We start from the raw sequence: 19,491 nt of genomic DNA, 5'->3' as shown, positions 1-19,491 counted from the left end.
CGGAAGCGTCAGGAGCCGTCGGACATCGGGCGCCGGTGGAGACGCGTGGCGAGCAGCCTCCGCTCGGCGTCGTTCCCGGTGAGCTCGAGCGCGCGACGGTTGGCCAGCGCAGCCTCGTCGTCGCGGCCGACGGCGGAGAGCAGCTCGGCGCGGGTGGCGTGGAACAGGTGGTACTCCGCGAGCGGACCGGCCAGCGTCTCGAGCCGTGCGAGGGCGTCGACGGGGCCGACGACCTGGGCGTGGGCCACGACGTGGTTGAGCCGTACGACGGGCGAGGGGTCGTGGCGGGCCAGCTCCTCGTAGAGCAGCGAGATCTGCAGCCAGTCGGTCTCCGCCCAGCTGGCTCCGGTCGCGTGCACGGCGGCGATCGCGGCCTGGAGCTGGTAGCGGCCGGGTCGATGGAGCGAGGCGGCGCGCTCGATGAGCCGCTCGCCCTCGGCGATCGCGTCGTGGTCCCACAGGCTGCGGTCCTGGTCGCGGAGCAGCACGAGGTCGCCGTCGGCGAACCGCGCCCGGCTCCGCGCGTGCTGGATGGTGAGCAGCGCGGCGAGCCCCCAGGCCTCCGCCTCCCGGGGCAGCGACGTGGCGATGACTCCGGCGAGCCACACCGCGTCGGCCGCGAGGTCGCGGTCCTGGGTCGGCCCGGTCGAGGAGACGAACCCCTCGTTGAACATGACGTAGACGACCGCCAGCACGTCGTCGAGCCGCGCCGTGAGGTCCGCCGGCGGAGGAACGGTGAGCGAGATACCGGCAGACACGATCTTGCGCTTCGCACGGACGATGCGCTGGGCGAGCGTCGACTCGTGGACCAGGAAGGCGCGCGCGATCTGCGGGGTGGTCAGGCCGACGACGGCGCGCAGCGTCAGCGCCAGCCGCGCGTCCGGGGCGAGTGCCGGGTGGCAGCAGGCGAAGAGCAGCGCGAGCCGGTCGTCGGTGCCGTCCGCACGGGCGTACGCCTCGTGCGGCGCGCCCGCGCGCGCGGCGAGCGCCCGCTGTCGGTCGCGGTGTCGCATGCCGTCCATCGCGTTCCGGGTCGCGGCGACCTGGAGCCACGCACCCGGCCGGTCGGGCGGACCGTCGCGCCGCCAGGACGTGAGCGCCTCGACGACGGCGCCCTGGACTGCCTCCTCGGCGAGGTCGAAGTCCCCGAACCGACGCGACAGCCGGGCGACCAGCGGGCCGGCCTCCTCGCGCAGCGTGCGCGCGAGGAGGTCGTCCGTGGTCGCCATCGCGGGATCCGTCAGGTCCGGTGGGTCACTCGAACTGCGAGTAGTCCTCGACCATCGGCCGGATCTCCACCGCGACACCTGGCAGGTCGAGCATCGGCCAGCTCTTCACCACGGCGATCGCGGCGTCCATGTCGGCCACGTCGATCACGCTGAACCCGCCGATGACCTCCTTGGCCTCGTTGAACGGGCCGTCGACGACGACCGCGCCGTCGGTGCCGTGCTTGACGGTGGTGGCGGTCTCGACGCCGAGCAGCTCGGCGCCCGAGTCGGCCATCACGCCGGCGTTCTCGCCGAACCACTCGTAGACCCGCTTGTAGATCGCCTGCGCGGCCTCGGGGTCGGTCTCCCCGGCGAGGTCGGGGCGGGAGGTGTACATCAGGACGTACTTCATGGTCGTGCCTCTCTGTCTCGGCCCCGCCTCTCGGGGCTCGCTCACCACCTCGTCGCCGCTGCTGCCCGGCGATCGACAGCTCGCGCGAACTTTCTCGCATCCTCCTCCGCGACCGCCGCGGCGTCATCCGAACCCGCACCCATGGGTCCCGATTCGTACGTCACTGCGGGGCTCCGATATCTGAGGACGCCGTGGACGGATCGAGACCGGACCCACGACCGGGACGTCCTCAGATATGCGGGTTGAGCGGGGTACGACAGCGGCCCGCCCTCCGTGCAGGAGGACGGGCCGCGGCCGAGGTGCGGAGCCCGGGTCAGTGACCCATCACCGCGGTGGGGTCGACGGGCGCGACCTTCTTGCGGGGCAGGAACGCCGCCGGGATCAGGCAGCAGGCCACCAGGACCGTCGCGACGATGAACACGGTCGCGAAGGCGTCGGCCATGTCGCTGGTGATCAGCTGCTGGAGGTTGCCGAGCTGGTCGGGCGAGATGCCGAAGCGCTCGAGGATGGCGGCGACCTGGGTCTGGTCGTCCCCGGCCTCGGCGAGCGCGGCGCCGGCCGAGACGAAGCGCGAGTCCTTCAGCTCGTTGGTGAGGATCACCGAGAAGAGGGCGGTGCCGATGGAGGCCGCCACCTGCTGGGTGATGTTGAGCAGCGTCGAGCCCCGGGCCACGTTGTGCGCGGTGAGCGTCGCGAGCGCCGCGGTCATGATCGGCATCATCGTGCCGCCCATGCCGAGACCCATGATGAAGAGCGCGCTCAGGATGTAGACGTAGGAGGTGTCCGCACCGATCTGGGTGAACATCGCCATCCCGACGGTGATCACCGTGATGCCGACGAGGACGATCTTCCCGGGGCCGATCTTGTCGGCCAGGATGCCGGCGATCGGCATGGTGATCATCGCGCCCACGCCCTGCGGGGCCAGCAGCCACCCGGTGGCGAGGGTGCCCTCGCCGCGGACCTGGATGAAGTAGAGCGGGAACAGCAGCGAGGCACCGAAGAACGCGATCGCGAACAGGGTCATGGCGATCACCGCGACGGTGAGGTTGCGGTTGCCGAACAGGCGCAGGTCGACCAGCGGGTGGATGTTCTTGCGGTTGAGCGCCCACGGGACGAAGGCGCAGATCAGCACGAGGCCGAGGATCATCGGCACGAGGACACGCGCTGCCATCGCGGTGCCCTCCTCGGGGATGGAGCTGACGCCGTAGAGGAACGCGGCGAGGCCGGGCGAGAGCAGCACCATGCCCAGCCAGTCGAAGGTCTCCGACGGCTCGACGTGGTCCTTGGGCAGCACGATCCACGCGTAGACGATCGCGGCGATGCCGATGGGCAGGTTGATCAGGAAGATCCAGTGCCACGAGGCGCTCTCGATCAGGGCGCCACCGAGGATGGGACCGAAGATCGGGCCCAGGAGCATCGGGATGCCGAGCACGGCCATCACCCGGCCGACCCGCTCGGGACCGGCGGCCCGGGTCAGGATCGTCATGCCGAGCGGCATCAGCATGCCGCCGCCGAGGCCCTGCAGCACGCGGAAGAGCACGAGCACCTCCAGCGACGTGGCGGCCGCGCAGAGGACCGAGCCGATCGTGAACAGCGCGACGGCCAGCAGGTAGAGGCGCTTGGTGCCGAAGCGGTCGGCCGCCCAACCGGTCAGCGGGATCACGCTCGCCAGGGCGAGGGTGTAGCCGGTCATCGTCCACGCGACCTCGGCCGCGGTGGCGTCGAACTCCTGCTGGAAGGTGTTGAGCGCGACGGAGACGACGGTGATGTCGAGGATCGACATGATGGCGCCCAGGACGACCACGCCGGCCACCATCAGGACGCTCTTGTCGAGCTTGTCGGAGTGCTCCGGCGCGGCGCCGGTCTGGGTCTGGGTGTCGGTCACCCGACAACGGTATTGGTTGCGTCTGACAACGAGTAATCGTTTTCGCGGTGGCCTGCGTCACCCTCACGGGTGGGCCGCCGTCCGAGAGGGGTACGCCGACCCGGTCATGGCGCCGGGAACTCCCTGTCGGTCCGAGGCGTTACCGTCCCTGTGCCCGCTGCCGAGCGAGCCAGGAAGGGTGCGCATGAGCTTCGTCCCGGTCACCGGTCCTGCCAGGTTGCTGGCGGGGGAGCCGCCCCGGGAGGGCTCGGTCGAGTTCACCGACGAGCGCCGCACGATCGTGATGCCGATCCGCGGTGCGCTGCCCGTGCTGGGCAAGGTCCGCGACCAGGCCGACGTGCACCCGTCGGTCGCGCTGCTCGCCGGCGCCGCGCTGATGGGGCTCCAGCTGGTCGCGTCCGGGCGCTTCGCCCCCGACCCGGAGGGTCGGCACTGGCAGGTCGCCGGGCTCGACGCCGCCGACGAGCGCCGCATCGCCGAGCTGGCTCGCTCCCGGGCCTGGGACGGCTTCGACGAGGCGACGGCCGAGGGCATGGTGCGCGGCCTGCTCGACGCCGTGGTGGACACCATGCCCCGCACCACCCCGGGGCGCTCGCGCCACCGCGGCCCGTCGCCCGTTGGTCGTACGACGTCGGAGCCGCGCACCCCCGACGCGTTCAGCGACGAGCTCCAGCACCGGATCGCACGCATCCGGGCACGCGGCCGTGACGACCGGCCGCACCTGGTCTCCATCTCGTTCCGGGTTGAGGCCGACGAGGAGGAGCTGGTCGCCGGAGCCGTGCGCCTGGTGCTGCAGGTCCACGCGGTCGACAACCCCGCCCACCTCGCCGACGCCTCCGAGCTGTGGGCCGAGTCCGGTCCGGAGGCCGCCCACGGGTTCGGCGACCGCGCCCGCACCCACGCCGCGATCGCGCTGCGCTCCGCCGCTGACGCCTGGCCGGTGCTCGACCGGCTGCTCGACCTGCGGGTCCCGGACGAGATCACCCTCGACTCCGACGAGATCCTCTCGCTCCTCGACGGCGGGGCCGTGGCGCTGACGGAGGCCGGCCACCCGGTGATGTGGCCGAAGTACCTCGACCGCGAGGTGACGCAGCGGGTCGAGCTGGGCCGTCGCTCGCCGGCCGGCGCAAGCGAGGAGCCGCTGCAGGACGGCTTGTTCGGGCCGCGGGCGCTGTTCGGGTTCGAGTGGCAGCTCTCGCTCCACGGCGAGGAGCTGAGCGACGACGAGATGGACGAGCTGGCCCGCACCACCAGCCCCATCATCAAGCTGCGGGACAACTGGGTCGCGGTCGACTCCGCGGTGATCAAGCGCGCCCGCAAGCGACTGATCCGCACCGTGACCCCGGTCCAGGCGCTGGCGGCGACGCTCACCGGCGTCGTCGACATCGAGGACTCTCCCTACGAGGCGGTCGTCGGCGCGAGCCTGCTCGCCGTCCGCGACCGGGTCCGCGACGCCGTCACGGGCGAGCTCGTCGCAGTGCCCGCGGCGCTGCGGGCCGACCTCCGCGACTACCAGCGCCGAGGGCTGTCGTGGCTGGCCGAGCTCACCGGGCTCGGGCTCGGTGCCTGCCTGGCCGACGACATGGGACTCGGCAAGACGATCACCCTGATCGCCCTCCACCTGCACCGTCAGGAGGACGGTGGCGGCGGCCCCACGCTCGTCGTCTGCCCGGCGTCGCTGCTCGGCAACTGGGAGGCCGAGATCCGTCGCTTCGCGCCGGGAGTTGCCGTACGCCGCCACCACGGCAGCACGCGTGACCTCGACGGGGTCACCGGCGGCTTCGTGCTCACGACCTACGGCACGATGCGCAACGACGCCGCGCTCCTCGCCGAGGTCGCGTGGGACCTGGTCGTCGCCGACGAGGCGCAGCACATCAAGAACTCCCGGTCGGCGGCCGCCCGGGCGATGCGCACCATCCCGGGCACCGCGCGGGTGGCGCTGACCGGCACCCCGGTGGAGAACGACCTCACCGAGCTGTGGTCGATCCTCGACTGGGCCGTCCCCGGTCTGCTCGGCAGCCGCAACGCCTTCCGCAAGGTGTGGGCCGGCCCCATCGAGTCGGGCCTCGAGCCCACGAAGGCCCGGCAGTTCGCCGACCTCATCGGCCCGTTCCTGCTGCGGCGGCGCAAGTCCGACCCCGGTGTGGCGCCCGAGCTGCCGCCCAAGACCGAGACCGACCACCTGCTCGGCCTGACCCGCGAGCAGGTCGTCCTCTACGAGACGCTCGTGCGCGAGTCGATGCGCCGCATCGAGGAGGCCGACGAGGAGACCCGCCGCGGCCTGGTGCTCAAGCTGCTCACCGGCCTCAAGCAGATCTGCAACCACCCCGCCCACTTCCTCCGCCAGCCCAACCCCAAGCTCCGCGGGCGCTCGGAGAAGGTCGAGCTGCTCGACGAGCTCGTCGGCACGGTGATGGCCGAGGACGGGGCGGTGCTCGTCTTCACCCAGTACGTCGCCATGGCCCGCCTCCTCGAGCGCCACCTCGCCGCCGCCGGCGTGCCGCACCAGCTCCTCCACGGCGGCACCCCGGTGCGCGAGCGCGACGCCATGGTCGCGCGCTTCCAGGCGGGCGAGACGCCGGTGTTCCTGCTCTCGCTCAAGGCCGGGGGCACGGGCCTCAACCTCACCCGCGCCGACCACGTCATCCACCTCGACCGCTGGTGGAACCCTGCCGTCGAGGACCAGGCGACCGACCGCGCCTACCGGATCGGCCAGACCCGTCCGGTGCAGGTGCACCGGTTCATCACCCAGGGGACCATCGAGGAGAAGATCGCCGAGCTCCTCGCCCGCAAGCGGTCCCTGGCCGACTCCGTGCTCTCGCGCGGGGAGACGGCGCTCACCGAGCTCTCCGACGCCGAGCTCCGCGACCTGGTGGAGCTACGTAGATGACCGGGACGACCCACCCCCGGCTGGCGCCGCGGCGGGGCGGCGGGGGCGGCACTTGGTGGAGCAAGGCGGTGCTCCGCGCGGTCGAGGAGGCCGCCTTCGGCGAGAAGGAGCTGCGCGCCGGCCGGTCGCTCGCCCGCTCGGGCGCCGTCGGCGCCATCACCGTCGACGAGGGCGGCGCGGTCGCGGCGGTGACCGAGGGTCACGACGCGTTCACGGTCGAGGTCACCGTGCCGGTGCTCGACGCGGACGACGCCGCGGCCTTCGTCGAGCTCGTGGCGGCCGAGTCGGGGCGCATCGGCGCGCTCCTCGCCGGCCAGCTGCCGCACTCCTTCGTCGAGGCGGTGGACGAGGCGGGCGTCGAGCTGCTGCCGTACGGCGGCGAGCTGGGCTCGGCCTGCTCGTGCGACGCGTGGCTCGACCCGTGCCCGCACGCGCTCGCGGTGCTCACCCAGCTGGCCTGGCTGATCCAGGCTGATCCCTTCGTCCTCACCCACCTGCGCGGGCTGTCCCGCGAGCGGGTGCTGCGCGACCTCCACCAGCTGGGCCGGCCGGCGTCCGGAGCCGCACCGGCTGTCGACCCCCACGCGGGCTCGACACCCGACGCGCCGGCCGACGTCGACGACCTGGTCGTCGCCGAGGACGCAGCCGTCCGTGCCGCCCGGCTCCTCCAGCTGGAGAGCCCGTTCGACGCCTGGTGACAGGAGGCGGGCGACGGCGGCAGACGAGGGAGCGGTCGGCTCAGGCGAGTCCGAGGGCGCCGTGGGCCATGTCGCGCAGCACGTCGTGCATCTGCGGGTCGGGCAACCGGCCGCTGTGGGGCGTGGAGTTGAGCAGGCCGAAGAGCACGTGGGCGCGGGTGCGGGATGCCTCCGGGCTCAGGGTGGCGTCGTGGCGGCGGATCTGCGCGGCCCACTCGTCGACGTAGGCGCGCTGCAGGGCGCGCACGCGCTCGCGGGCCTCGTCGGGCAGGCTGCTCCAGTCGCGGTCCTGCACCACGATCAGCGCCCGGTGCTCGAGGGCGAACTCGATGTGCCACTCCACCAGCGCCTCGAGCGCCTCGCGCGGGTCACCGGCGGACGCGACCCGCGAGCGTCCCTCGGACAGCAGCGTCTCGCTGATGGTCACCAGCATCTCGGCGAGCATCGCGTCCTTGGACTGGAAGTGCTTGTAGAGGGCGGGGCCGGAGACGCCGCAGGCCGCGCCGAGCTCGGCGACCGAGACGCCGTGGAAACCCCTCGACGCGAAGAGGTCGGCCGCGATGTCGAGGATCTGCTGGCGGCGGGGAGTCACGTCGGCGAGGTTAGTGCCTGCTAACCCTCGCGGTGCCCGGGGTGTGGGGAGTGGCATCAGGCGCTCGGACGCCTCCGAAACGGCCAGCGGAATCACATGTGCCTCCCCAACAAGTTGTGCGGCAGTGGGCCGCACCCCCGCAGCGGCCCACTGATCCCCCGATCCGTGCACCCGACATGCATCGTAAATTGTAGGCGCTACCCCCCTTGGGGTGGGAGAGGTCAATCCCCCAATATGGGCAAAGAATGAGTGGTCGCGGCGTGTCCTGGCCACGGATTCGTCAGCCGGGGGTGTATCAGGCCGCGCCGAGCAGTGGTCGATGGACACCACAGGTTAACGATCGCTAACCTGACCGGGTGTCCGAGCAACAGACCCCGGCGGCAGGGGCGACCCCCACCATGCGCGAGCTCGTCGACGACCTGCGTTCCCGGCTGGCCCGGGTCCGGCAGGGCGGGTCCGAGGCCGCGCGGAAGAAGCACACGGACCGCGGCAAGCTGCTGGTGCGCGACCGGGTGGACCGGCTGCTCGACCCGGGGAGCCCGTTCCTGGAGCTGGCGCCGCTGGCGGCGTACGGCATGTACGGCAGTGGTTCCGGGGGTGACGGGGACGACTACGCCGTCCCGTCCGCCGGCGTCGTGGCCGGCATCGGACGCGTCTCGGGCCGCGAGTGCGTGGTGGTGGCGAACGACGCGACGGTCAAGGGCGGCACCTACTACCCGATGACGGTGAAGAAGCACCTGCGGGCGCAGACGATCGCGGCGGAGAACCACCTGCCGTGCCTCTACCTCGTCGACTCGGGCGGCGCGTTCCTGCCGATGCAGGACGAGGTGTTCCCCGATCGCGAGCACTTCGGCCGGATCTTCTTCAACCAGGCCAACCTGTCCGCGGCCGGGATCCCGCAGGTCGCGAGCGTGATGGGCTCGTGCACCGCAGGTGGCGCCTACGTGCCGGCGATGTCGGACGAGACGGTGATCGTGCGCAACCAGGGCACGATCTTCCTCGGCGGCCCGCCGCTGGTGAAGGCCGCCACGGGCGAGGTCGTCTCGGCCGAGGACCTGGGCGGAGGCGACGTGCACGCGCGCACCTCGGGGGTGGTGGACCACCTCGCCGAGGACGACGCCCACGCGCTGGCGATCGTGCGGTCGATCGTCGACACGCTGCCCGCCGTGACCCCGGTCCGGGCGCCGCGCGCGGAGGTCGAGGAGCCGCACGAGCCGCCGGAGTCTCTCTACGACGTGGTGCCGACCGACACCCGCACGCCGTACGACGTGCGCGAGGTGATCCGCCGGCTGGTCGACGGCAGCCGCTTCCACGAGTTCAAGAAGCTCTACGGCGACACGCTGGTGTGCGGCTTCGCGCGCATCGACGGCTACGAGGTCGGGATCGTGGCGAACAACGGCATCCTGTTCAGCGAGTCGGCGCTCAAGGGTGCCCACTTCATCGAGCTGTGCAACCAGCGCGGCATCCCGCTGGTGTTCCTGCAGAACATCACCGGCTTCATGGTCGGCCGCGAGTACGAGAACAAGGGCATCGCCCGTGACGGCGCGAAGCTCGTCACCGCGGTCGCGTGCTCGGTGGTGCCGAAGTTCACCGTGGTCATCGGCGGCTCGTTCGGTGCGGGCAACTACGGCATGTGCGGGCGCGCCTACGACCCGCGGTTCCTGTGGATGTGGCCCAACGCGCGGATCTCGGTGATGGGCGGTGAGCAGGCCGCGTCCGTGCTCGCCACCGTGCGCACCGACCTCGAGACCGACGAGCAGGTCGAGGCCTTCAAGGCCCCGATCCGCGAGCAGTACGAGACCCAGGGCTCGCCCTACTACGCCTCCGCCCGGCTGTGGGACGACGGCGTCATCGACCCCGCCGACACCCGCCGGGTCCTGGGCATGGCGCTGGCCGCGACGTCGTACACCCCGATCCCCGAGCCGTCCTACGGCATCTTCCGCATGTGATGGGACTGACGACGTGAACAGACTGCTGATCGCCAACCGCGGCGAGATCGCCCTGCGGGTCATGCGCACCGCCCGCCGACTGGGGTGGGAGACGGTCGCGATCCACACCGACCTCGACGTCGACGCGCCGCACACGCGTGGCGCGGACCGGGTGGTGCGGGTGGAGTCCTACCTCGACGTCGATGCCGTGGTCGCGGCCGCGAAGGAGTCGGGTGCGGGCTACGTGCACCCCGGCTACGGGTTCCTGTCCGAGCGGGCACCGTTCGCGCGGGCGCTGGCCGAGGCCGGCATCACGCTGGTCGGCCCGTCGGCCGAGGTGATGGACGCGATGGGCCGCAAGGACGCCGCGCGCGACGTCGCGGTGGCGGCCGGGGTGCCGGTCGTGCCGTCGTACTCGCTCACCGGACCCGACGCAGCCGACCCGGCGTCGTTCTCCTACCCCGTGCTCGTCAAGGCGGCCGCCGGCGGTGGCGGCAAGGGGATGCGCGTCGTGCGGAGCACGAGTGACTACGAGGAGGCGTACGCCGCGGCACAGCGCGAGGCGCGCTCGTCGTTCGGCGACGACACGATCCTGGTCGAGAAGTACGTCGAGTCCGGCCGGCACATCGAGGTGCAGGTCATGGGCGACACCCACGGCACGGTGCTGCACTTCTTCGAGCGCGACTGCTCCACCCAGCGTCGGCACCAGAAGGTGCTGGAGGAGGCTCCCGCTCCGACCATCAGCGAGGAGCAGCGCGCCGCGATCACCGGCTCCGCGGTGGCACTGGCGCAGCAGTGCGGCTACACCGGCGCCGGCACGGTCGAGTTCCTCCTCGACAACGCGACCGGCGAGTTCTACTTCCTCGAGATGAACACCCGCCTCCAGGTGGAGCACCCGGTGACGGAGGAGGTCGTGCGCGTCCGGACCGACCAAGGCGGCCAGCGGGTCGACCTCGTCGAGCTCCAGCTCCTCGTCGCCACCGGTGAGCCGCTCGGCATCGACCAGGACGACGTCACCCTCGAGGGCCACGCGATCGAGGCCCGCGTCTACGCCGAGGACTCCTTCAACGGCTTCCTCCCGCAGGCCGGTGTCGCGACGCACGTGGCCTGGGCACGCGGTGACGGCGTCCGGGTCGACCACGCGCTCGAGCCGGGCCAGGAGGTCAGCACGTCCTACGACCCGATGCTCGGCAAGGTCATCGCCGTCGGCGCCGATCGCGAGGAGGCGCGCGGGCGCCTGGTCCGCGCGCTGGACCGCACCGAGATCGCGGGTCTGACCACCAACGCCGGGTTCCTGCGGGTGCTGGCCGAGTCCGACGAGTTCCGCGACGCCACGATCGACACCGCGTGGCTCGACCGCAACGAGGTCCCGGCTCCCGACGACGCGGTGGCCGTGCAGCTGGCCGCGGCCGCGCTCGCCCCGCCCAGAGGGTCCGGGCCGTGGCAGTCCGACGGCTGGCGGCTGGGCGGCGACGCCGCGCCGGTCCGGGTCGTCGTCGGCACCGAGCTGGTCGACGTACGCCCGACGGCGTCCGCACCGGCCGCGTTCGTCCGGGTCACGTCGAACGCCGTGGAGGTGATTGACCGCGGACAGCGCTTCGTCTTCGACCGTCACGACCCGTTCGCCGACACGGCCGCGGCCGCGGGCGACGGCACCCTCCTCGCGCCCATGCCCGGCACGGTCCTGGCGGTCAACGTCGCCGAGGGCCAGGCCGTGGAGGAGGGTGAGACGCTGGGCGTGATGGAGGCGATGAAGATGGAGCTCGCGCTCAAGGCGCCCTTCGCCGGCACGGTCACCACCGTCGGCGCCACCACCGGCGACCTCGTGAAGCTGGGCGCGGTCCTGTTCACCGTGGAGGAGCTGTCGTGAGCACCCTGCCGATGACCGTCCGGGCCGAGGGGATGCCGGAGCGGGTGACGATCTACGAGGTCGGTCCCCGCGACGGCCTGCAGAACGAGCAGGCGATCGTCCCGGTGGCGGTCAAGGCCGAGTTCGTACGACGCCTCGTGGCGGCCGGCCTGCCGACCGTGGAGGCGACCAGCTTCGTGCACCCCACGTGGGTCCCACAGCTCGCCGACGCAGCCGAGCTGATGACCGAGCTGGGCGACGAGGGTCGTGACCTCCCGGTGCTCGTGCCCAACGAGCGCGGGCTCGACCGGGCCCTCGAGCTCGGGCTGCGGCACGTGGCGATCTTCGGCAGCGCGACGGAGACCTTCGCGAGCAAGAACCTCAACCGCACCTTCGACGAGCAGTTCACGATGTTCGAGCCGACCGTGGCCCGGGCCCGCGAGGCCGGTCTCGACGTGCGGGCCTACGTCTCGATGTGCTTCGGCGACCCCTGGGAGGGCGCGGTCCCGATCGACCAGGTCGTCTCGGCCGGCACCCGGCTGCTCGACCTCGGGGCGAGCCAGCTCAGCATCGGCGACACCATCGGCGTCGCGACCGCCGGCCACGTCACCGCGCTCGTCGCGGCGTTCGCCGAGGCCGGCGTCGGCACCGACCGGCTCGCGATGCACTTCCACGACACCTACGGCCAGGCGCTGGCCAACACGTTCTCCGCGCTCCAGGCGGGCATCACCACCTTCGACGCGAGCGCCGGCGGCCTCGGCGGCTGCCCCTACGCCAAGTCGGCCACCGGCAACCTCGCCACCGAGGACCTGGTGTGGATGCTGACCGGTCTCGGGATCGAGCACGGCGTCGACCTCGACGCCGTCGTGTCCACCAGCACCTGGATGGCCGCCCAGCTCGGCCGGCCCAGCCCCAGCGCCGTCGTACGCGCCCTCGGGACCCCCGGGTAGTCCACCGGGATCCTGTCGTCCGGCGGGTCGCGGGGCAGCCATTTCCCGGTGGACCACCGGGCTCGGGCACAATCAGCGCCATGAGCCGCGTCGTCCACCTCCACATCGGCGCCCCCAAGACCGGCACGACCTACCTGCAGGACCGGCTGCTGCTCAACACCGCCTCGCTCGCGCGTCACGGCGTGACCATCCCCGGCCCGCGCGGGGGCCGGTCCGACATGTTCCACTTCCGGGCGGCGCTCGACCTGCTCGACCAGGACTGGGGCGGGGCGCCCGGGCACGCCGAGGGCGCGTGGGCCGCGATGATGCGCAAGGTGCAGCGTGCCGAGGGCAACGTCGTGATCAGCCACGAGATCCTCGCCGGCGCCAAGCCCGACAAGGTGGCCAAGGCCCTCAACGACCTCGCCGGCCACGAGGTGCACGTCGTCTACTCGGCGCGCGACCTCGGCCGCCAGCTGCCCGCGGCGTGGCAGGAGTCCATCAAGCAGGGCCGCAAGTGGCCGTTCAAGCGGTTCCTCACCAAGGTCGAGCGCGGCCAAACCTGGTTCTTCAACGCGATGGACCTCCCGACCGTGCTCGCGCGCTGGGGGGCCAAGCTGCCGCCCGAGCGCGTCCACGTGGTCACCGTCCCGCACGACCGTGGTCCCAACGGCGACGAGCTGTGGCTGCGCTTCTGCCGGGCGTTCGGCATCGACCCGGCGTGGGCACCGCTCGACTCCGAGCGCGACAACCGCTCGCTCGGCATCGCCGAGACCTCGTTGCTGCGCAAGCTCAACCGGCGCCTGGAGCTCGGCGTGTGGCGCGACCCCGCGTACGACGCCCTCATCCGCGAGCTGCTCGCCCAGCAGGTGCTGGTCTCCCGCGAGGCGATCCCGGTCCGGCTGCCGCCCGACCGCTACGACTTCGCGGAGCAGCAGGCCGACGCCTGGATCGAGTGGATCAAGGGCAGCGGCGTCGACGTGGTCGGCGACGTGGAGGACCTGCGCCCGCGCCGTCCGGCCGAGACCGAGAAGTGGAAGGACCCCGACCAGGTGCGCGCCAAGCTCGAGCTCGGCGCCGCCCTCGACGCCCTGACCGTGATGACTCAGGAGGCGGCCAACCGCGCGACGGCCGAGACGGTCGGCGGCCGGCTCCGCGACGCCGCGCGTCGGCTGCGGGACCGGTGACCGCCAGCGCCACCCGACCGGCGGGGTCCGTGCACGGGTGGGTCGCCCACCTGCGTGCCGGAGGAACGACGCCGTGGCTGGAGTGGACCGGCCCCGGCGATGCCGGCGAGCAGCACGCCCGCGCGCTGCCCGGCGCCCAGCAGCTCGAGCTCCTGCGCCTGGTCAACCTGGCCCGCGGCCGCCACGCCGGCAGCGACGAGCGGCTCGCGGACCGCGTGCTGGCCGCCCCCGCCGCGGGGCGCGGCAAGGCCGACCTGCCTCTGGTCGGCGCCCCCGCGACCGGCTTCGGCGCTCGGCCGGTCGACCCCGCGACCGTGGGCGCCCACGAGCTGCTGCGGGTGGCGAGCACCCTGCTCGCCGACGACCTCGTCGCGCTGGGCCCCGACCCGGTGAGGCGCGGCGTGCCGAGACCGTGGCGCCGCCGCTTCCGGCTGGTCGGCGACCCGGTGGTCGTCGCCGCCGCGCGCGAGCATCTGCTCGGCCGCGGCCGGCCCGAGGGCGGTCCCCGGCCGTTCGTGGTCGCGGTCGGCGGCCCCCTCGACGACCTGCTGGCCCACACGTGGACCCAGCGCTGCTTCGAGCACGGCAGCAGGCCGTGGGGCGACTGGCTGCGATTCTGGCGCGAGCGCGACCAGCTGCCCGCGCGCGTGGACCTCGACGACTCCGTACGACGCTGGGGCGGGCGCCGACCGTTGGTCCGCGTCGTCACCGACCTCGACCGGCTCCCGGGCCACGTCGGCGTGCGCCGGCTGCCCCCGGTCCGCGTGCCGGGCGCCGACCAGGCCGAGCTCGCCCGTCGCATCTCGGCCGTCGTCGGCATCCGGGTGCCCGTCGCCGAGCGGCCGGCGCTGATGCGGACGCTGCAGCGACGGATGCCCGACAACGGCGTCGCCCCCGTCGTCGTACCCGATGCGGAGCAGGACTGGGTCGCGTCGTCCGCGGCCCGCATGACACGGCGGCTGACCCGCGCTGGCTACCCTGTCGTCGGCGACCTCGCCGACCTCGCGCCGCGCGCCGCGGCGGACCGACCCGGCCCGTCCGGGCCTGCCGGGGTGGACGGCCGGCAGGTGCTGGACCTGGCGATCAGGATGATCGTCGACCCCGGCTGGCGCGCGGGGCAGAGCAGCACGGAGAGGAGCGTGGAGCGGTGAGCAGGCGGGTGCTGCTGCACGTGGGCTGCCCGAAGACCGGCACGTCCTACCTCCAGGACGTCCTCTTCCGCAACCAGCCCGTGCTGCGCGAGCACGACATCCTCTACCCCGCCGACCGGTTCGACGCCCACTTCCTCGCCGCCCTCGACCTGATGACCCTTCCGTGGGGCGGCATCGAGACCGAGGCCGTCGGCGCCTGGGACCGGCTGGCCGCCGAGGTCCGGGAGTGGCACGGCACCTCGATCATCAGCCACGAGATCTTCGCCCGCGCCACCCCGACCCAGGTGGAGCGGGCGCTCGCCTCCCTGGGCGACGCCGAGGTCCACCTCGTGCTGTCGGTGCGCGACCTGGTGCGCCAGGTCCCGGCCGAGTGGCAGGAGAACGTCAAGCACCGCAGCCACATCACGTACGCCAGGTTCCTGCGCACCATCCGCGACCCCGACCGCGACTCCCGCATCGGCTCGTGGTTCTGGGCCGTGCAGGAGATCCCCGACATCCTCGAGCGGTGGGGCTCCTCGCTGCCGCCCGAGCGCGTGCACCTGGTGACGCTGCCCCCTCCGGGCGCGGACCGCGGCGAGCTGTGGCGCCGGTTCTCCCGGACCTTCGGGCTCGACGGGCTGCCGCTCGACCTCACCGCCGAGCGCGAGAACCCGTCCCTCGGCGTCCCGGAGACCTCGCTCCTGCGCACCATCAACGAGCGCGTCACCTCGATCATCGCGCCGCCCGACTACCGCCCCCTGGTGCGCGAGACGCTGGCCCACCAGACGTTGTCGCGCAGCGTGGCCTCGGCGCGGCTCGGCCTCGCGCCCGAGGACCACGCGTGGGCGCGCGGGCTGTCGGCGCGCTGGATCGAGGTGCTCGCCGAGCGGGGGTACGACGTCGTCGGATCGCTCGACGACCTGCTCGGGCCCGACGCGGGTGCCTTCGCCGACCCCGACTCCGCGACCGCCGACCAGCTGCTCCCGCCGGCGCTCGATGCGATCAGCGCGCTGCTGGTGGAGGGCGCGCGGCTGCGGGCGGTCGAGGAGCGGCTGCACGGCGAGCTGCGCGACGCCCGCGAGGAGCTCGAGCGCGCCCGGGCGACCACCGCCTACCGCGCGAGGCGCAAGGTGGTCACCACGCTCGAGGGCAGCCCCGCCGGCCGGGGCTCGCTCGACGCCTACCGGAGGCTGCGCGGGCGCAAGGGCTGACGGGCGCCTGGCGACCACGTCCAGGGCTCAGCGCCGGCGCGGCAGCATCTCGCGGTCGGCGTAGCGACCGATCCGCCAGGTGGCGTAGCCGTCGGCGCCCATCCCGACGACCCCGCCGACCAGCGGGATCTTGCGGCCCAGGGTGGTCGCCAGTCGCTTGCCGGCGATCCGGGTGACGATGTCGGTCGCGACGACGGCCGAGATGGAGCCGTCGATGGTCGGGTCGTGGACCGGCGCCGTGGCGATCGCCATCGGCGTGCTGGGCAGCTTGCGCTTCCTCACGAGTTCGTCCACCTGCTCCTCGCCCAGCAGGAGGGTGAGGATGGCGTTGCGCACGCGTGGGTCGGCGAGGTCGTGACCGCGCAGGTGGGCGATGCCGGCCACCATCCGGCACTGCAGGACCGCGAGGCCGGTGACGTTGGCGGGGATGGTGATCGCCATGGTGATCATGCCGCCGACGTTGGTGGCGAACCCCTGCGCGCCGGCAAGCCGGACGTTGTTCTCGATCACCTCGTGGATCGCGCGCTCGACGTTGCCGCGCTGCTCGCGCAGCTGCTTGTCGGCAGCGATCGCGGCCGGGGCGAGCGGGCCGACGCCGTCGATCGCCCGGTTCAGCGCCTCGCGCACGAACGCGCCGGTCAGCCCCGGCGCGATGTCGTGCATCCGGGGTGCGAGCTGTCGCTCGACGGTCTCCTTCAGGCCCATGCCCCCGATCGTACGGTCGCTCGCCCAGCCGGCGGAGCGCCCTGCGTGCGCACGAGGGACACCAACGGGCGTCCCGGTCGGTTGGGTTGTTCGCTAGCGTGCGAAGGGTGCCCATCGTCCCCGCTCCGACGCCGTGGGCCTTCCCGCCGTGCTCGACGTGGGACCCCGACGACGACCTCGTCGCGCTGGGCGCGGACCTCGAGCCGGGCACGCTCGTCACCGCCTACGGCCTGGGCCTCTTCCCGATGCCGGTCACCCTGGACGGCGAGGAGCACCTCGGCTGGTTCTCGCCGGTGGAGCGGGGCGTGCTGCCGCTCGACGGGCTGCGCGTGTCCCGGTCTCTGCGCCGGTCGGCGCGCGACGTCGAGATCCGCATCGACACCGCCTTCGACGAGGTGGTCTCCGCGTGCGGGAGCCCGGACCGGGCCGACGGCTGGATCACCCCGGACTTCCGGCACGCCTACGGCCGTCTGCACCGCCTCGGATGGGCGCACTCCGTCGAGGCCTGGCGCGACGACCGGCTGGTGGGCGGGCTCTACGGGGTGAGCGTGGGTGGACTCTTCGCCGGCGAGTCGATGTTCCACCGCGAGCGCGACGCCTCGAAGGTGGCACTGCTGTCGCTGGTCGAGCTGCTGCGTGACCGGCACGCCGACCGGAGGGTGCTCGACGTGCAGTGGCAGACACCGCATCTCGCGTCGCTGGGTGTCGTACGACGTCCGCGCGCGGACTACCTCGCCGCGCTCGGCCGGGCCCTCGAGGCGCCGCTGCCGGATCCCTTCCGGGTGGACGATTAGCGACCGCCACGGGAGGGTAGGCCCGATCGTGACGTGGTCCCGACGGGGGACGCGTCCCACCAGAGGGGGAAACCATGACCATCCGTGCCCGCCTGACCCTGACCAGCGCCGTGCTGCTGGTCGGCACCGTCACCTCGGCCTGCGGAGGGGGCGGCGGCGCTCCGAGCGACGCGAGCAAGGACGGGTTCTGCGAGGCGGCCAACAGCCTGATGTCCGACCTGGTGCCCGAGGACACCAACACGCCTGATCTGCCCAGCGACGAGGACATGGCCCAGGCGGTCAAGGACTGGGGGTCGCGGATGGAGGAGGTCGGCACCCCCGAGGGCATCTCCGACGAGGCGCGCAAGGGATTCGAGGCGGTCGTCGACCAGGCCAAGGACACCGACGCCGACGACTTCTCGATGGACAACCTCGAGGAGCTCGAGATGGGTGGCGCCGACGCCTCGGCGGAGGAGAAGGAGCAGGCCGAGGCCTTCGGCAACTACCTCACCGACACATGCGGCAACCCGATGGACGACATCGAGATGCCGGAGCTCCCGGAGGTCCCCGACTCCACCGAGTGACGTTGCTCGCGCCTCACCGGCGCAGCAGCCGCGGGCGACGTACGATGGCGGGCGGGGTTGCGGAGGGAGGATGCGGATGGCGATCACGCGCGAGGGCAGGATCTGCTCCTTCTGCGGCGAGCCCGGAGGCCCGGGGACCGACCTGCGACTGGTCGGCGGGCTGGGTGCCCAGGTCTGCGAGCGCTGTGTCGACGACTTCCACGGCATCCTCCACGACGAGGCGCAGTGGACCAGTGCCCGCGGGCCGTTCCCGTGGGAGCGGATGGACGACGCCGAGCTGCTGGCGACGCTGCCGCAGATCCTCGCGTCGGCCGAGCAGAACACCGCGTTCGCGCACGAGTGGGTCGACCTGCTCCGCAGCCGCAACATCTCCTGGGCGGAGATCGGCCGGGCTCTCGGGGTCTCGCGCCAGGCGGCGTGGGAACGATTCTCGCGCCGGACGGGCGACAAGGGCGCCACAGCGTGAAATCACCAGCGTCGTCAGGGTAGGCTTGACGCACGAGGCGTCGGTCGGGCTGTCACGGGGGTGGGCCCAGCCGGCGCCTCGACCACGTCCCGGGCAGGTGACGCGACGTCCGAGCAGCGTCCGAGCGAATGCGCGAGACCTACTTGAGCAGCTTGGACATCCGCCGGTCGGCGAGGGGCTTGCCGCCCGTCTGGCACGTCGCGCAGTACTGCAGGCTCGAGTCGGCGAACGACACCTCGCGCACGATGTCGCCGCACACCGGGCACTTCTGGCCGGTCCGCCCGTGGACGGCGAGGTTGCTCTTCTTCTCGCCCTTGAGCTCGCTGGCGGCGAGCCCGCTCGAGCGCTGCACCGCGTCGCCCAGCGTCGTGCGGACGGCGTCGTACAGCGTCTGCAGCTCGGCCTCGTCGAGGCTGTTGGCCGGCTTGAACGGCGACATCCGCGCGGCGTGCAGGATCTCGTCGGAGTAGGCGTTGCCGATGCCGGCGACGATCGACTGCATGCGCAGCACCCCCTTGAGCTGCTTGCGCCCCTCGCGCTCGAGGATCTGCTGGAGCACCTCACGCGTGAAGTCGTCGGAGAGCGGGTCGGGTCCGAGCCGGGCGACGCCCTCGACCTCCTGGGGGTCGCGGACGACGTAGATCGCGAGGCCCTTGCGGGTGCCGGCCTCGGTGATGTCGAGGCCGGGGCGGGTCTCGAGGTCGGGGTCGTCGATCACGATGCGGGCGGCGAGCGGGTTCTTCGAGCTGGGCTTGGCCGGCAGCGCGGGCACCTCGTCGCGCCACCGGATCCAGCCGGCCCGCGCGAGGTGGATGACGAGGTGCACCCCGCTCGCGTCGATGTCGAGGAACTTGCCGTGCCGGGTGACGTCGTCGACGAGCGTGCCGTGCAGCGCGTGCAGCGGCGGGTCGAAGGTCTTGAGCGCGCTGAAGGCGGCCAGGTCGATGCGGCTGATGGCGCGGCCGACCAACCGACCGCGCAGGTCCTGGGTGAGGGCTTCGACCTCGGGGAGCTCGGGCACGTGCATGAGTCTAGGCAGGGACT

The 19,491-nt window shown here is 72.7% G+C and carries 17 protein-coding genes; 11 read left to right on the top strand and 6 right to left on the bottom strand.

Features of this window, described 5'->3' with window-relative positions; translation table 11 throughout:
• Positions 1 to 8: 8 nt before the first annotated feature.
• The 3 genes from AC3A3L_RS07745 to AC3A3L_RS07735 all read right to left on the bottom strand — a co-directional run bounded on the left by AC3A3L_RS07745 (position 9) and on the right by AC3A3L_RS07735 (position 3,436).
• Positions 9 to 1,229 (bottom strand): RNA polymerase sigma factor, encoded by a 1,221-nt coding sequence (locus tag AC3A3L_RS07745; protein ID WP_487639421.1) that lies wholly within the window; start codon positions 1,227 to 1,229, stop codon positions 9 to 11.
• 25 nt (positions 1,230 to 1,254) lie between these two features.
• On the bottom strand, positions 1,255 to 1,620 hold the full coding sequence (locus AC3A3L_RS07740) for a YciI family protein (RefSeq protein ID WP_487639420.1): 366 nt from the start codon (positions 1,618 to 1,620) through the stop codon (positions 1,255 to 1,257).
• Positions 1,621 to 1,933: 313 nt separating this feature from the next.
• Positions 1,934 to 3,436 (bottom strand): DHA2 family efflux MFS transporter permease subunit, encoded by a 1,503-nt coding sequence (locus AC3A3L_RS07735; RefSeq protein ID WP_487639838.1) that lies wholly within the window; start codon positions 3,434 to 3,436, stop codon positions 1,934 to 1,936.
• A gap of 253 nt (positions 3,437 to 3,689) precedes the next feature.
• On the opposite strand from AC3A3L_RS07735, the gene AC3A3L_RS07730 reads away from it, so the two are divergent.
• Both AC3A3L_RS07730 and AC3A3L_RS07725 read left to right on the top strand, forming a co-directional pair.
• Positions 3,690 to 6,395, top strand: coding sequence for a DEAD/DEAH box helicase (locus tag AC3A3L_RS07730; RefSeq protein WP_487639419.1), 2,706 nt, complete (start codon positions 3,690 to 3,692; stop codon positions 6,393 to 6,395).
• Positions 6,392 to 7,093: an SWIM zinc finger family protein gene (locus AC3A3L_RS07725; RefSeq protein ID WP_487639418.1), complete on the top strand. Its 702-nt coding sequence runs from the start codon at positions 6,392 to 6,394 to the stop codon at positions 7,091 to 7,093. Before AC3A3L_RS07730 ends, AC3A3L_RS07725 begins: the two co-directional genes overlap by 4 nt.
• Before the next feature lie 40 nt (positions 7,094 to 7,133).
• Here AC3A3L_RS07725 and AC3A3L_RS07720 read toward each other — a convergent pair whose 3' ends face one another.
• Positions 7,134 to 7,685, bottom strand: a complete 552-nt coding sequence (locus AC3A3L_RS07720) for an SACE_7040 family transcriptional regulator (RefSeq protein ID WP_487639417.1) — start codon at positions 7,683 to 7,685, stop codon at positions 7,134 to 7,136.
• Between the two features lie 356 nt (positions 7,686 to 8,041).
• On the opposite strand from AC3A3L_RS07720, the gene AC3A3L_RS07715 reads away from it, so the two are divergent.
• The 6 genes from AC3A3L_RS07715 to AC3A3L_RS07690 all read left to right on the top strand — a co-directional run bounded on the left by AC3A3L_RS07715 (position 8,042) and on the right by AC3A3L_RS07690 (position 15,919).
• Positions 8,042 to 9,634, top strand: a complete 1,593-nt coding sequence (locus AC3A3L_RS07715) for a carboxyl transferase domain-containing protein (protein ID WP_487639416.1) — start codon at positions 8,042 to 8,044, stop codon at positions 9,632 to 9,634.
• A gap of 13 nt (positions 9,635 to 9,647) precedes the next feature.
• The gene (locus AC3A3L_RS07710; RefSeq protein WP_487639415.1) at positions 9,648 to 11,483 is read left to right on the top strand and encodes an acetyl/propionyl/methylcrotonyl-CoA carboxylase subunit alpha; all 1,836 of its coding nucleotides are present in this window, start codon (positions 9,648 to 9,650) and stop codon (positions 11,481 to 11,483) included.
• Positions 11,480 to 12,412 carry a hydroxymethylglutaryl-CoA lyase gene (locus AC3A3L_RS07705; RefSeq protein ID WP_487639414.1) on the top strand — a complete coding sequence of 311 codons (933 nt, stop codon included), beginning with the start codon at positions 11,480 to 11,482 and terminating at the stop codon, positions 12,410 to 12,412. Before AC3A3L_RS07710 ends, AC3A3L_RS07705 begins: the two co-directional genes overlap by 4 nt.
• Positions 12,413 to 12,492: 80 nt before the next feature.
• Positions 12,493 to 13,578, top strand: a complete 1,086-nt coding sequence (locus AC3A3L_RS07700; protein ID WP_487639413.1) for a hypothetical protein — start codon at positions 12,493 to 12,495, stop codon at positions 13,576 to 13,578.
• The gene (locus AC3A3L_RS07695; RefSeq protein WP_487639412.1) at positions 13,575 to 14,729 is read left to right on the top strand and encodes a hypothetical protein; all 1,155 of its coding nucleotides are present in this window, start codon (positions 13,575 to 13,577) and stop codon (positions 14,727 to 14,729) included. The genes AC3A3L_RS07700 and AC3A3L_RS07695 overlap by 4 nt, the downstream gene beginning before the upstream one ends.
• Positions 14,726 to 15,919, top strand: coding sequence for a hypothetical protein (locus AC3A3L_RS07690; protein WP_487639411.1), 1,194 nt, complete (start codon positions 14,726 to 14,728; stop codon positions 15,917 to 15,919). The genes AC3A3L_RS07695 and AC3A3L_RS07690 overlap by 4 nt, the downstream gene beginning before the upstream one ends.
• 27 nt (positions 15,920 to 15,946) lie before the next feature.
• Here the strand turns inward: AC3A3L_RS07690 and AC3A3L_RS07685 are convergent, their stop codons facing one another.
• On the bottom strand, positions 15,947 to 16,624 hold the full coding sequence (locus AC3A3L_RS07685) for an EcsC family protein (RefSeq protein ID WP_487639410.1): 678 nt from the start codon (positions 16,622 to 16,624) through the stop codon (positions 15,947 to 15,949).
• A gap of 107 nt (positions 16,625 to 16,731) precedes the next feature.
• Between AC3A3L_RS07685 and aat the strand changes: the two genes are divergently transcribed.
• From aat to AC3A3L_RS07670, 3 genes are all read left to right on the top strand, one after another.
• A complete protein-coding gene (gene aat, locus AC3A3L_RS07680) occupies positions 16,732 to 17,418 on the top strand; it encodes a leucyl/phenylalanyl-tRNA--protein transferase (RefSeq protein ID WP_487639409.1) in 687 nt (228 codons plus the stop codon).
• 74 nt (positions 17,419 to 17,492) lie between these two features.
• Positions 17,493 to 17,981 (top strand): hypothetical protein, encoded by a 489-nt coding sequence (locus AC3A3L_RS07675; RefSeq protein WP_487639408.1) that lies wholly within the window; start codon positions 17,493 to 17,495, stop codon positions 17,979 to 17,981.
• A 76-nt stretch (positions 17,982 to 18,057) separates the two neighbouring features.
• The gene (locus AC3A3L_RS07670) at positions 18,058 to 18,447 is read left to right on the top strand and encodes a hypothetical protein (protein WP_487639407.1); all 390 of its coding nucleotides are present in this window, start codon (positions 18,058 to 18,060) and stop codon (positions 18,445 to 18,447) included.
• A gap of 139 nt (positions 18,448 to 18,586) precedes the next feature.
• Here AC3A3L_RS07670 and AC3A3L_RS07665 read toward each other — a convergent pair whose 3' ends face one another.
• Positions 18,587 to 19,468, bottom strand: a complete 882-nt coding sequence (locus AC3A3L_RS07665) for an Fpg/Nei family DNA glycosylase (RefSeq protein WP_487639406.1) — start codon at positions 19,466 to 19,468, stop codon at positions 18,587 to 18,589.
• Positions 19,469 to 19,491: the final 23 nt, after the last annotated feature.

The organism is Nocardioides sp. Soil_C_8 (assembly GCF_057656315.1).
This window is presented reverse-complemented; position numbering and strand designations above follow the sequence as displayed.